A 12,769-nucleotide genomic window follows, 5' to 3' on the forward strand; every position below is an offset into this window, starting at 1 on the left:
TCGAACATACGCCGGTCAGGGCAGCGGTTTCAATGCCCACGTCACCGCCAGCCACACCGCCGCCAGCGCGGCCGCCCCCAGGAACACCGCGTCGGCGCCCGCACGTGCGGCCAGCCAACCTCCCAGTGCGCCCCCGCAGAACAGGCCCGCCGCCTGGGCGGTGTTATAGAAGCCCAGCGCCAGCCCTTTGTACTGGGCGGGCGCAACGCGCGAAACCAGTGACGGTTGCAAGGCTTCCAGGATGTTGAACACCACGAAGAACGCGGTGATCGCGATGGCCAGCGTATAGAACCCGTGGCTGGCGGCGGGCAGCAGCGCGCATACCGCGGCCAGGCCGGCCACCGACGCACGCAACGCCGCACGATGAGCGCGATGCCGTTCGGCCACAAAAATGACCGGAACCATCAAGACGAACGAGACCAGGATGATGGGCAGGTACACCTTCCACAATTCCTGCGTGCCCCCCCCCCCCGTTTGCGCCAACAGCGCCGGCACCACCACAAACAGCGCCACCTGGGTACAGTGCAAAGCGAACACGCCGAAATTCAGGCGCAGCAAGTCGCGGTGGGCCAGCACTTCGCCGGGCCGGACCTGCATGCTGCGGGCCTCGCTGCGCGGCACCACGGGCACCACCCAGCGCGCCACGGCCAGGCTGGCCACGCCCAGGCAGGCAATGGTCCAGAACAGCCCGGGCAGGCCCCACCAGCCCACCAGCACCGGCGCCAGCACCAGCGACAGGGCAAACGACAAGCCGATCGACGCCCCCACCATGGCCATGGCGCGCGTGCGCACAGCATCGCGCGTGGCGTCGGCCAGCCAGGCCGTGACCGCGGCGGAAATGGCGCCCGCGCCCTGTATCGCGCGGCCGATGGTTATCCAGAATACATCGTGCGCCAGCGCGCAGACGACGCTGCCCGCTATGAACAACAGCAGCCCGGCCACCACCACGGGGCGGCGCCCCCAGCGATCGGAAGCCAGGCCGAACGGAATCTGCATGAAGGCCTGAGTCAGGCCATACATGCCCAGGGCCAGGCCGACCTTCATCGGGTCGTCGCCTCCGGGCAGGCTGCCCGCGGCCACCGCAAATACCGGCAACAGCAGGAACAGCCCCAGCATGCGGCAGGCAAACAAGCCCGCCAGCGCGACGCTGGCACGCCGCTCGGACGAAGTCAATTTCAGTTTTGTATCAGCGGGCATGCAGAAGACGTAAGGACAATGCCTCGCACGGGAAAGTACTCGGCGCGCTATAGTACCAAGTTGGCCTTTGAATCCGCATAATGCCCGATGGACGCGATACGCATTCGGGGTGCCCGCACCCATAACCTTAAAAACGTCTCGCTCGACCTGCCGCGTCACAAGCTCGTGGTCATCACGGGCCTGTCCGGCTCGGGCAAATCGTCGCTGGCCTTCGACACGCTGTACGCCGAAGGGCAACGCCGCTACGTCGAAAGCCTGTCGGCCTACGCGCGGCAGTTCCTGCAGCTGATGGACAAGCCCGACGTCGATCTCATCGAGGGCCTGTCTCCTGCGATCTCCATCGAGCAGAAGGCGGCGGGCCACAATCCACGGTCCACCGTGGGCACCATCACCGAAATCCACGATTACCTGCGGCTGTTGTACGCGCGGGTGGGTACGCCATATTGCCCGGAACACGGCCTGCCGCTGCAGGCGCAGAGCGTCAGCCAGATGGTCGATGCCGTGCTGGCGTGGCACGCCGAAACCCGGCTGGCCGTGCTGGCGCCCCTGGCGCGCGGCAAGAAAGGCAGTTTCGAAGACGAATGCGCCTCGCTGCAGGCCCAGGGTTACGTGCGGCTGCGCGTCGATGGCCAGATGCACGAAATCAGCGAACTGCCGCCGCTGAAGAAAAATGAAAAGCACGACATCGACGTCGTGATCGACCGCCTGCGCGTGCGGCCCGACAGCAAGCAGCGCCTGGCCGAAAGCTTCGAAACCGCCATGCAGCTGGCCGATGGCCGCACCGTGGCGCTCGATATGGACAGCGGGCGCGAACAGGTGTTTTCCAGCCGCTATGCGTGCCCGGTGTGCAGCCACAGCCTGCCCGAGCTCGAGCCCCGGCTGTTCAGCTTCAACAACCCCATGGGCGCCTGTCCTACGTGCGACGGCATCGGGCAGGTCGGCTTCTTCGACCCCAAGCGCGTGGTGGCGTTTCCCGAGCTCAGCCTGGCGGCCGGCGCCATACGCGGCTGGGACCGCCGCAACTCCTTTACACATTCTTTGCTCACCAGCCTGGCGGCGCATTACGAATTCGACATCGACACGCCCTTCGAAGAACTGCCCGAAGCGCTGCGCCAGAAGGTGCTCTACGGCTCGGGCGACGAAGCAATCGCCTTTGTCTACCTGAACGAAAAAGGCCGGGGCACGGTCAAGCGCCACCCCTTCGAAGGCGTCATCCCCAATCTTGAACGCCGCTGGCGCGAAACCGATTCGTCCACCGTGCGCGAAGAGCTCGGCAAGTACCGCAACATCAAGACCTGCCCCGATTGCAACGGCTCGCGGCTGCGCGCCGAGGCCCGGCATGTGCTCATCGGCGACGAACCCCGTGGCGACGAGCGCCGCGGCCAGGCCATTTACGAAGTCGAGGCCATGCCGCTGTCGGACTGCCTGGCCTGGTTCAAGGCGCTGTCGCTTACCGGCGCCAAGCAGGAAATCGCCCAGCGCATCGTGCGCGAGATCGAGGCGCGGCTGAGCTTCCTGAACAATGTGGGGTTGAACTACCTGTCGCTGGACCGCAGCGCCGACACGATCTCCGGCGGCGAGGCGCAGCGCATCCGCCTGGCCAGCCAGATCGGCTCCGGCCTGACCGGCGTGATGTACGTGCTGGACGAACCGTCCATCGGCCTGCACCAGCGCGACAACGACCGCCTGATCGGCACCCTGCAGCACCTGCGCGACCTCGGCAATAGCGTCATTGTGGTCGAGCACGACGAAGACATGATCCGCCTGGCCGACTGGGTCGTCGACATGGGCCCGGGCGCCGGCGAACACGGCGGCCAGGTGGTTGCGCAGGGCACGCCAGACGCCGTCCAGCAAAACTCCGCGTCCCTGACCGGCCAGTATCTCAGCGGACGGCGCGCCATACCGGTGCCCGGGCGGCGCCCCATCACCGACGACCTGCCCTGGCTGGTCATCGAGGGCGCCAGCGGCAATAACCTCAAGTCCGTCGACCTGCGCATACCCGCCGGCCGGCTGGTGTGCGTCACCGGCGTGTCCGGCTCGGGCAAGTCCACGCTGGTCAACGATACGCTGGCCGTCGCCGTCTCGCGCCAATTGCACAATGCGCAGGGCGAGCCGGCGCCATACGCGTCGATCAGCGGCCTGGAACATTTCGACAAGATCATCAGTGTCGACCAGAGCCCCATCGGTCGCACCCCCCGCAGCAACCCGGCCACCTACACGGGCCTGTTCACGCCCATACGCGAATTGTTCGCCGGCGTACCCGAGGCGCGCTCGCGCGGCTACGACCCCGGCCGCTTCAGCTTCAACGTCAAGGGCGGCCGGTGCGAAGCCTGCCAGGGCGACGGCGTGGTCAAGGTCGAGATGCATTTCCTGCCCGACATGTACGTGCCCTGCGACGTATGCCACGGCAAACGCTACAACCGCGAAACCCTCGAAATCCGTTATCGCGGCCGCAATATCAGCGAAGTACTCGAGCTCACGGTCGAACAGGCGCTGGAATACTTCGAATCGGTGCCTGCCATCGCGCGCAAGCTGCACACATTGATCGACGTGGGCCTGTCGTACATACGCCTGGGCCAGAGCGCCACCACCCTGTCGGGCGGCGAGGCGCAGCGCGTAAAGCTGTCGCTGGAACTCTCGCGCCGCAGTACGGGGCGCACGCTGTACATCCTGGACGAGCCCACCACGGGCCTGCATTTCCGCGACATCGAAATGCTGCTGCAGGTCGTGAACCAGCTCGTCGACAGTGGCAATACGGTGCTGGTCATCGAACACAACCTGGACGTCATCAAGACGGCCGACTGGGTGGTGGACATGGGCCCCGAAGGCGGCGATGGCGGCGGGCGGGTCGTGGCGGTCGGCACGCCCGAAGATGTGGCGGCCAGCCCACAAAGCCATACCGGCCATTACCTTGGGCGGGTGTTGCAACGCAAGGGTCCGCAGTAGACTGCATCTGGGCCGACCCGGCCCGGATGCTCGTGCGCCAACGGCCCCGGAACCCGCCGGGGGCGCGTGCGCCGGTGCTGCATACACGGGCGTCTATCCCAAGCGCGTCAGGCACCGATGCGCACCCGACCCACGCACCCATCCCTCTTATCGCCATGTATACCCTCATCATCGGCAACAAGAACTACTCGTCCTGGTCGTTGCGCCCGTGGCTCGCCCTGCGCGCGGCAGGCATTGCGTTCCAGGAACAGAAACTGGGCCTTTTCACGCCCGAATTCGCGCAACGCCTCAGCTCGCTGACGCCCGCCGGCCTGGTGCCGGTACTGCTGGATGGCGAATTCGCCGTCTGGGATTCGCTGGCCATCTGCGAGTATGTGGCCGAACAACATCCCGACGCCGCCCTTTGGCCCGCCGAACCGCGCGCCCGGGCGCGCGCCCGCTCGCTGGCCGCACAGATGCACAGCGGCTTCGGCCAGCTGCGGCAGCTCATGCCGATGAACATCGAGGCGCACCTGCCGGGCCTGGATCTTTCCGCCGCGCAGGACGACATCGCGCGCGTGCAGGCCCTGTGGCGCGACACGCGGGCCGAGTTCGGCCAGGGCGGCCCATTTTTATTTGGCCGGTTTTCTATCGCCGATGCGTTCTACGCGCCCGTCGTCTCGCGCTTTACCACCTACGCAGTGCCGGCCGAAGGGCCGGCCCGCGACTATATGGATGCCGTACTGGCCTTGCCCGCCCTGCAGGAATGGACGCGCGACGCCTGCGCGGAAGGCGTTTTCGTACCCGCGGACGAACCCTACCGCACGCACCGCTGACAAGCCATAGGTGCCCGACACGCTGACTTTCAGGCGCCCGGCTTCCGTTCCAGGTGTCTGACCACCGTTCCAGGTGTCTGACTCCCGAAGGGTGTCAGACACCACACCCACGACATCAAGGCGCTGCCGGGCTCCAGAGCGCCGCCCCGCGGTGTCAGGCACCCTGCGGGAGCCAGACACCAACTTTGCATGACGGTGCTTCCTCTGACGGTGTCTGACTCCCGAAGGGTGTCAGACACCAAGCCGTCACCCCATTTCGAACAGCCGTTTGTGCTCGCGGATGGCATAGCGGTCTGTCATGCCGGCGATATAGTCGGCAATCGCGCGCGCCTGCTCCAATTCGTCACGCTGATAGTCGGGCGGCAGCAGGCGCGGGTCGGCCAGAAAAGCCGCGAACAGCTCGCGCACAATGCGCCGCGCCTTGTTCGTCATGCGCATCACGCGGTAATGCCGGTACAGGTTATCGAACAGAAAGCGCTTGAGTTCATCGGCCTCGCGTTGCACGCTGTCCGAAAAGCCGGCCAGCGGCGGCGCGCGCCGTACCGCGTCCGCGTCTGCGGGGGCCGCGTCCGCAATGCGTGCCAGCGACGTGGCGGTCAGGTCCACGATCAGCGTATTGATCATGCGCCGCACCGTTTCGGCCACCGCCCGACGCGGCGCCAGGCGCGGATAGCGCTCGGCCACCTGCGCGTAATGCCGTCCGAAGATGGTCACTTCCTGCATCTGCTCCAGCGTGATCAGGCCCGAACGCAAACCATCATCGATATCGTGGTTGTTATAGGCGATCTCGTCGGCCAGGTTGGCCACCTGCGCTTCCAGCGATGGCCGGGTGCGGTTCAGAAACCGCTCGCCCACCTCGCCCAGCTGGCGCGCGTGCGCCACCGAACAATGCTTCAGGATGCCCTCGCGCGTCTCGAAGCACAGGTTCAGGCCGCTGAATTCCGCATAGCGTTCTTCCAGTTCGTCGACCACGCGCAGGCTCTGCAGGTTGTGCTCAAAGCCGCCTGCATGCGGCGCCAGCTCGCGCATGCAGGCATTGAGCTCGTCCTGCCCGGCGTGGCCAAAGGGCGTATGGCCAAGGTCGTGCGCCAGGGAAATGGCTTCGGTCAGGTCTTCCGACAGACGCAGGCTGCGCGCCAGCGTTCGCGCGATCTGCGCCACTTCCAGGCTGTGCGTCAGGCGCGTGCGGAACAGGTCGCCTTCATGGTTGACGAACACCTGCGTCTTGTATTCCAGGCGGCGAAAGGCCGTGCAATGAATGATGCGGTCGCGGTCACGCTGGAATTCAGTGCGGTTCTGCGGAGGCGGTTCGGGGTGCCGCCGTCCGCGGGTGGCCATGGGGTTCGATGCGTAGCAAGCCAGGTCTTCCATCTGCGGCATCACCCCCATGGCGGTCACTGCACGGTGCGCGCCAGCACCGCGCGCACGGCATCCAGCGGCGCGGGGCGGGTCAGCGCCTGGCCTATGCGCGGCATCAGCACGAAACGTATCTCGCCGCCTTCTGTTTTCTTGTCCACCTGCATCAACTCGAGCCAGCGGTCGCCGCCCAGGTCGGGCGCCACGATCGGGCAGCCTATGGCCTGCACCAGGTCGCGCACCCGGGCCACGTCGGCGCGCGGAAAGCCGGCCACATCGGCCGAAAGCTCGGCTGCCTGCACCATGCCGCAGCCCACCGCCTCGCCGTGCAGCCATTCACCGTAGCCCAGGCCCGACTCGATGGCATGGCCGAACGTGTGCCCCAGGTTGAGAATGGCGCGCAAGCCCGATTCCCGCTCGTCTTGCCCCACCACTTGCGCCTTCAGCTCGCAAGAGCGGCGGATGGCGTACGTCAGGGCGGCCGGATCCAGCGCGCGCAGCGCGGCGGCATTGGTTTCGCACCAGCTCCAGAACTCCGCGTCCAGGATCAGGCCGTACTTGATCACTTCGGCCAGGCCCGCCGACACTTCGCGAGCCGGCAGCGTGCGCAGCACGTCGGTGTCGATCTCGACCGCCACCGGCTGATAAAACGCGCCCACCATATTCTTGCCCAGCGGGTGGTTCACCGCCGTCTTGCCCCCCACCGACGAATCCACCTGCGCCAGCAGCGTGGTCGGCACCTGCACGAAACGGACGCCGCGCATGTACACCGCGGCGGCAAAGCCCGTCATGTCGCCGATTACCCCGCCTCCCAGCGCCACCAGCACGGCGCGGCGATCGAGCCGGTGCGTCAGCAGGGCGTCGAAAATCAGGTTCAGCGTCTGCCAGTCTTTATGGGCCTCGCCGTCGGGCAGTTCGATACGCAGTACGCGGCGCCCGGTGCGCGCCAGTGCGGCCTCGACACGCTCGCCATACAGCGCGCCCACGGTGGGGTTGGTAACTACCGCAATGGCCGTGGCGTCGGCCGGAATGGACTGGTCCAGGGCATCCAGGCGGCCCGACCCGATATGGATGGGGTAGCGGCCTCCCGGGGTATCGACATCGACAACCGTCATGGAATTTTCTTCTCGTAGGCTTGCAGCAGGGGCAGCAACGACTTCACCAGGTGCGAAACCGGCATGGTGCCGGTGTCCACCACCAGGTCGGCCACCTCGTCGTATAAGGGTTCGCGCTGGGTCATCAGGTCGCGCAGCGTGCCGCGCGGGTCCGCATTGGCCAGCAGGGGGCGGTTGCGGTCGCGGCTGGTGCGCCGGTAAAGCTCGTCGACCGTGGCGCGCAGGTACACCACCACCCCGCGCTCGCGCAGCAGCCGACGGTTCTCCGGCGCAAGCACCGCCCCGCCGCCCGTGGCCAGCACGATGCCGCGCCGCTGCGTGCACTGGTCCAGCGCAGCCGCCTCGCGCTTGCGGAACCCGCCTTCGCCCTCGATCTCGAAAATGACGGGCACGCGCACGCCGCAGCGCGCTTCGAGCTCGTGATCCAGGTCGATGAACTCCCGGCCCAGCACACGCGCCAGCCCGCGGCCAATGGTCGTCTTGCCCGCCCCCATCATGCCCACCAGAAAAACCGGCAGGTCATGGGGCAGCGCAACACGCGCGTCGGCCTCGGCCGGTGCGCAGGGGCTGCCGGCGGATGTATCGCCCGGGTCGGCCCCGGTATGCTCCAATACGTTCATGCCTGCATTATCACATCGCCGGCGAGTTGCCCGCTTACCACACTGAACTAATTTGTTACAGAAACGCGGTACCCTGGCCCGAGTGCCCCTGCAGATGCCCGTAAAATCGCCGCGATGAGCAAGTCGCAGAATTCTTCTAAAAAAGCCCCACCCCCCAAAAGCGGGTCGCCTGTTTTGCGGTTCTTCGTGAAGGCGGGCATTTTGCTGGGCGGTCTGGCGTTGTGTGGCGTCTTGCTGGGCGGCATGGCGTTGGCGTTGGCGTGGCCCAACCTGCCCGACCTGCACGCCATGACCGATTATCGGCCCCGGGTGCCGCTGCGCGTCTATACCAGCGACCACGTGCTCATCGGCGAGTTCGGCGAAGAACGCCGCAACGTGCTGCGCTTTAACGAATTTCCCGACGTGATGAAGTCGGCCGTGCTGGCTGCCGAAGACGATCGCTTCTACCAGCACGGCGGCATCGACTGGGCCGGCGTGGTGCGCGCCGGCCTGGCCAACCTGCTCAGCATGTCCAAGTCGCAGGGCGCCAGCACCATCACCATGCAGGTGGCGCGCAACTTCTACCTGTCGTCCGAAAAAACGTATTCACGCAAGTTCTACGAACTGCTGCTTACGTTCAAGATCGAGGCCGAGCTCACCAAAGACCAGATTCTCGAGCTCTATATGAACCAGATCTATCTGGGTCATCGCGCGTACGGCTTTGCCGCCGCGTCGCGCACATATTTTGGCAAGCCGCTGTCGCAAGTCACCGCCGCCGAGGCCGCGATGCTGGCCGGCATTCCCAAGGCGCCGTCGCGTTTCAACCCCATCGCCAACCGGCCCCGCGCCGAATTGCGCCAGCATTACGTGTTGGGCCGCATGCACTCCCTGGGGTACCTGACCGACGCCGAGTACCAGCAGGCCAAGGCGCAGCCCATCATCATCAAGGCCGCCGAAGGCACGCCGGCAGGCGGCTATGCCGTGCATGGCGAATATGTCGCCGAACTGGCGCGCCAGTTGCTCTACGGCATCTACCAGGACGACCTGTACTCGCGCGGCATCAACATCTACACCACGGTGCGTGCCAAAGACCAGGACTCGGCCTATCGCGCGGTGCGCGAAGGCGTGCTGCAGTACACGCGCCGCGCCGTCTATCCGGGTCCGGAAGAACAGCTCGACATGCCGGAGGGCATCGAGAACAACCCGCAGGCCCTGGACGACTTCCTGGACGGCGTGTTCGAAAAGCATCCGGACAGCGATGACTTGCTCACCGCCGTCGTGCTGTCGGCCAGCCCCACCGAAATCAAGGTGGCGCGCAGCGCCAACGAGGTCATCTCCATCACCGACAAGAAAGCGCTGGGCGTTGTCGCCCGCTCGCTGGGCAACAAGGCTTCGGCCGAAAAGCGGCTGCGGCGCGGGTCGGTGGTGTACATCCACAAATATGGCGACGGCTGGGAAGTCATCAACATGCCGGCCGTGCAAGCCGCCTTCGTGTCGCTGTCGCCGCAAGACGGCGCCATCCGCGCCATGGTGGGCGGCTTCGACTTCTACCGGGGCAACTTCAACCGCGTCACGCAGGCCTGGCGCCAGCCCGGCTCCAACATCAAGCCGTTCGTCTACGCGGCGTCGCTCGAACGGGGCCTGACGCCGGCCACCCAGATCTCCGATCAGCCGTTCCAGCTCACGGCCGAACAAACGGGCTCCAAGGCCTGGAACCCCAAGAACTACGGCAACACCTACGAGCCCATGCTGACCATGCGGCAGGGGCTGTACAAGTCCAAGAACATGGTGTCGATCCGCATCCTGCAAGCCATCGGGCCGCAGTATGCGCAAGACTACCTGGCGCGCTTCGGCTTCGACAAGACGCGCCAGCCGGCCGTACTGCCGCTCGCATTGGGCGCGGGGTCCGTTACGCCCCTGCAGCTGGCCGGCGCCTATGCCGTGTTCGCCAACGGCGGCTATCGCATCGCGCCGTACCTGATCGAACGCGTCACCGACAGCAGCGGCAAGGTGCTGATGCAATCCAAGCCCATCGTGGCCGGCGACGCGGCGGCCCGCGCCATCGACCCGCGCACGGCTTATGTCATGGACGACATGCTGCGCGGCGTGGCAACCAGCGGAACCGCCGCCCGGGCGCGCGCCACGCTCAAGCGCACGGACGTGGCCGGCAAGACGGGCACCACCAACGAATCTGTCGACGCGTGGTTCTCGGGTTACACGCCCACGCTGGTGGCCACGGCCTGGATGGGCTTTGACCAGCCCAGGTCGCTGGGTTCGCGTGAAACAGGCGGCGGCGTGGCCATGCCGATCTGGCTGGACTACATGGCCGAAATGCTCAAGGGCGTGCCCGAACAAAAGCAGCGGCCCCGTCCCGACGGCTTGCTGGTCGAGCGCGGCGAGTTTTATTTCTCGGAATTTCCCCCGGGCCAGGCGGTGGCGCGGCTGGGGCTGTCAGAACCCACGCCGGCCGAAACCGACCAGCTGGGCGAGTTCCTGAACGAACTGGTGGGCGGGGGCGACAGCAGCATACGCGTGTCGCCCAGCATGAACACTGAAAAGCAGACGCCCTGGTCGCAGAAGATCCCTTTCTAGGCCTCGCCGCGCCAGGCCCGGGCGTTACAGTTTCACGTTGACGGGCACGCCGGCCGCTGCGGAACAGATCTGCGACAACGCATCGGCCAGCTGCGGGCCGCCGCGGGTGTCGTTCCAGTGTTGTCCGTCGTAGCGATAATGAAACCCGCCGGTGCGGGCCGCGACCCAGATCTCTTGCATGGCAGTCTGGGCGTTCACCACAACGTGGGTGCCGTCTTCGAACACCAGCGTCAGCACATTGCCGCTGCGGCTGGCTTCGATATCGACGTCCTGCCCCGCCGCCCAATCGTCGGCCTGGCTTTCGATGCTGTCCAGAACTTGGTCGACCAACGCAAGGAATTCGGTTTCAGTCATAATCGAACCTGCAAGAATTACGGAGTTTCGAGTGTCCCACTTGGCACACGGCCGCATGGTCTTACGCATTGTAGCCACCCTTGCCGCGACCAGCCTGGTCGCGGCGTGCGGCTTCAAGGGCCCGCTGTACCTGCCGCCCGAATCCGGCCAGACCGGGCCCACCACGCCCCCGCCGCCCCAAATCCCCGCTCCCGCAACGCTTCCATGACACCCCACAGTTCCTCGCGGCCTATCCTGGCCGGCGATCCGCATTTTCATTACCAGAACGGCGTACTGCATGCCGAAGGCGTGGCGCTGGACACGCTGGCCGCGCAACTGGGCACGCCTCTTTATGTGTATTCGCGCGCCGCGCTGCGCCAGGCCTGGCAATCCTACAGCGACGCCATCGGCAGCCGTCCGGTGCTGGTCTGTTATGGCATGAAGGCCAATTCCAACCTGGCTGTGTTGAAAGAGTTCGCCCGGCTGGGGGCGGGCTTCGATATCGTCTCGGGCGGCGAACTCAAGCGCGTGCTGGCCGCCGGCGGCGATCCGTCCAAGGTCGTGTTCTCCGGGGTGGGCAAGCAGCCCTGGGAAATTCGCGATGCGCTGCTGGCCGGCGTGAAGTGCTTCAACGCCGAATCGCAGGCTGAACTGCACTGCCTGTCCGACGTAGCGCTGTCCATGGGCCGGCGCGCGCGGGTGTCCCTGCGCGTCAACCCCGACGTCGACGCCCACACCCATCCCTACATTTCCACCGGCCTGAAGGAAAACAAGTTCGGCATCGCGATCGAATCGGCGCTGGACGCCTATCGCCTGGCGGCTTCGTTGCCAGGGCTGGAAGTCGTAGGGGTCGACTGCCACATCGGCTCGCAGCTCACGGATATCAGCCCTTATTTCGACGCACTGGAAAAACTGCTCGACCTGATCGAACAGCTCGATGCCGCGGGCATCTCCATCCAGCACCTGGACCTGGGCGGCGGCCTGGGCATCCGCTATACCGACGAAATCCCGCCGTCGCCCAAGGCCCTGCTCGACCGCGTGTTCGATCGGCTGCAGGCGCGCGGCATGGCGCACCTGCACCTGATCCTCGAGCCGGGGCGTTCGCTAGTGGGCAACGCCGGCGTGCTGCTGACCACGGTGCAGTACCTGAAGCACGCCGAAGCGCGCAATTTCGCGATCGTGGATGCCGCCATGAACGACTTGCTGCGCCCGGCCCTGTACGACGCCTACCATGGCCTGCAACCGGTATCGCCGCGCGACGGCACGCCCACCGAATACGACGTGGTCGGCCCCATTTGCGAAAGCGCGGACTGGCTGGCCCGCCAGCGAAAACTCACCCTGCAGGCGGGCGATGTACTGGCCCTGGAATCAGCCGGCGCCTACGCCATGACCATGGCCAGCAACTACAACACGCGCACTCGAGCGGCCGAAGTCATGGTCGACGGCCAGCGGCATTACGTCGTGCGCGAGCGCGAAACGCTGGATGATCTGCTGCGGGGCGAATCGACACTGCCGTAATGGCCGGGCCATCCTGGCCAAAGCATTTTGGGGCGTCAGCAGGGCAGCTTGCGTGCGGTTTCCCGGCGTTGTCGAAGGCCGCCTTGGCTGGCTTGCTTCACGGTGCCGTCCGGGCGCCCCGCCGCGCGCCCGGGCCCGAACGGATCCGCGCCAAGCGCCTGACACCGAAAGCCGCCAAACAGGCGCCTGACTCCGGCCGCACAGGTGCCTGACACCGGCCGCACAGGTGTCTGACCCCGGCCGCACAGGCGCCTGACACCGGCCGCACAGGCGCCTGACACCGGCCGCACAGGCGCCT

10 protein-coding genes are annotated in these 12,769 nt (G+C 66.2%); 5 read left to right on the forward strand and 5 right to left on the reverse strand.

Annotated elements, in window-relative coordinates:
• Positions 1-15: 15 nt before the first annotated feature.
• A complete protein-coding gene (locus CAL18_RS17925) occupies positions 16-1,197 on the reverse strand; it encodes an MFS transporter (RefSeq protein ID WP_094818460.1) in 1,182 nt (393 codons plus the stop codon).
• A gap of 87 nt (positions 1,198-1,284) precedes the next feature.
• On the opposite strand from CAL18_RS17925, the gene uvrA reads away from it, so the two are divergent.
• Positions 1,285-4,143 (forward strand): excinuclease ABC subunit UvrA, encoded by a 2,859-nt coding sequence (uvrA, locus tag CAL18_RS17930; protein ID WP_026639541.1) that lies wholly within the window; start codon positions 1,285-1,287, stop codon positions 4,141-4,143.
• Between the two features lie 155 nt (positions 4,144-4,298).
• On the forward strand, positions 4,299-4,958 hold the full coding sequence (locus tag CAL18_RS17935; protein WP_094818461.1) for a glutathione S-transferase family protein: 660 nt from the start codon (positions 4,299-4,301) through the stop codon (positions 4,956-4,958).
• A gap of 246 nt (positions 4,959-5,204) precedes the next feature.
• Here the strand turns inward: CAL18_RS17935 and CAL18_RS17940 are convergent, their stop codons facing one another.
• Genes CAL18_RS17940 through CAL18_RS17950 form a run of 3 tightly spaced genes read right to left on the reverse strand, consistent with a single transcriptional unit; the run spans position 5,205 to position 8,049 of the window.
• The gene (locus tag CAL18_RS17940; RefSeq protein ID WP_432759148.1) at positions 5,205-6,347 is read right to left on the reverse strand and encodes a deoxyguanosinetriphosphate triphosphohydrolase; all 1,143 of its coding nucleotides are present in this window, start codon (positions 6,345-6,347) and stop codon (positions 5,205-5,207) included.
• Between the two features lie 5 nt (positions 6,348-6,352).
• Positions 6,353-7,429 carry a 3-dehydroquinate synthase gene (gene aroB / locus CAL18_RS17945; RefSeq protein ID WP_094818462.1) on the reverse strand — a complete coding sequence of 359 codons (1,077 nt, stop codon included), beginning with the start codon at positions 7,427-7,429 and terminating at the stop codon, positions 6,353-6,355.
• Complete coding sequence (locus CAL18_RS17950) at positions 7,426-8,049, reverse strand: shikimate kinase (protein ID WP_026639658.1); 624 nt, start codon at positions 8,047-8,049, stop codon at positions 7,426-7,428. The genes aroB and CAL18_RS17950 overlap by 4 nt, the downstream gene beginning before the upstream one ends.
• 114 nt (positions 8,050-8,163) lie before the next feature.
• Here CAL18_RS17950 and CAL18_RS17955 point away from each other — a divergent pair, with 114 nt between their 5' ends.
• Positions 8,164-10,620 carry a penicillin-binding protein 1A gene (locus CAL18_RS17955; RefSeq protein WP_094797603.1) on the forward strand — a complete coding sequence of 819 codons (2,457 nt, stop codon included), beginning with the start codon at positions 8,164-8,166 and terminating at the stop codon, positions 10,618-10,620.
• A gap of 24 nt (positions 10,621-10,644) precedes the next feature.
• Here the strand turns inward: CAL18_RS17955 and cyaY are convergent, their stop codons facing one another.
• Positions 10,645-10,974, reverse strand: coding sequence for an iron donor protein CyaY (cyaY, locus tag CAL18_RS17960; RefSeq protein WP_026639660.1), 330 nt, complete (start codon positions 10,972-10,974; stop codon positions 10,645-10,647).
• A gap of 55 nt (positions 10,975-11,029) precedes the next feature.
• Between cyaY and lptM the strand changes: the two genes are divergently transcribed.
• On the forward strand, positions 11,030-11,182 hold the full coding sequence (gene lptM / locus CAL18_RS17965; RefSeq protein ID WP_231494570.1) for an LPS translocon maturation chaperone LptM: 153 nt from the start codon (positions 11,030-11,032) through the stop codon (positions 11,180-11,182).
• Complete coding sequence (gene lysA, locus CAL18_RS17970) at positions 11,179-12,471, forward strand: diaminopimelate decarboxylase (RefSeq protein ID WP_026639661.1); 1,293 nt, start codon at positions 11,179-11,181, stop codon at positions 12,469-12,471. The genes lptM and lysA overlap by 4 nt, the downstream gene beginning before the upstream one ends.
• Positions 12,472-12,769: the final 298 nt, after the last annotated feature.

It is taken from the genome of Bordetella genomosp. 7, assembly GCF_002261415.1.
In the GTDB taxonomy this organism is placed as follows: domain Bacteria; phylum Pseudomonadota; class Gammaproteobacteria; order Burkholderiales; family Burkholderiaceae_B; genus Bordetella_A.

What these genes read in the sequence shown, in the direction of transcription:
- CAL18_RS17925 (WP_094818460.1), bottom strand. Translation starts at nt 1,197, where the DNA reads ATGCCCGCTGATACAAAACTGAAATTGACTTCGTCCGAGCGGCGTGCC.
- uvrA (WP_026639541.1), top strand. Translation starts at nt 1,285, where the DNA reads ATGGACGCGATACGCATTCGGGGTGCCCGCACCCATAACCTTAAAAAC.
- CAL18_RS17935 (WP_094818461.1), top strand. Translation starts at nt 4,299, where the DNA reads ATGTATACCCTCATCATCGGCAACAAGAACTACTCGTCCTGGTCGTTG.
- CAL18_RS17940 (WP_432759148.1), bottom strand. Translation starts at nt 6,347, where the DNA reads ATGGGGGTGATGCCGCAGATGGAAGACCTGGCTTGCTACGCATCGAAC.
- aroB (WP_094818462.1), bottom strand. Translation starts at nt 7,429, where the DNA reads ATGACGGTTGTCGATGTCGATACCCCGGGAGGCCGCTACCCCATCCAT.
- CAL18_RS17950 (WP_026639658.1), bottom strand. Translation starts at nt 8,049, where the DNA reads ATGAACGTATTGGAGCATACCGGGGCCGACCCGGGCGATACATCCGCC.
- CAL18_RS17955 (WP_094797603.1), top strand. Translation starts at nt 8,164, where the DNA reads ATGAGCAAGTCGCAGAATTCTTCTAAAAAAGCCCCACCCCCCAAAAGC.
- cyaY (WP_026639660.1), bottom strand. Translation starts at nt 10,974, where the DNA reads ATGACTGAAACCGAATTCCTTGCGTTGGTCGACCAAGTTCTGGACAGC.
- lptM (WP_231494570.1), top strand. Translation starts at nt 11,030, where the DNA reads ATGGTCTTACGCATTGTAGCCACCCTTGCCGCGACCAGCCTGGTCGCG.
- lysA (WP_026639661.1), top strand. Translation starts at nt 11,179, where the DNA reads ATGACACCCCACAGTTCCTCGCGGCCTATCCTGGCCGGCGATCCGCAT.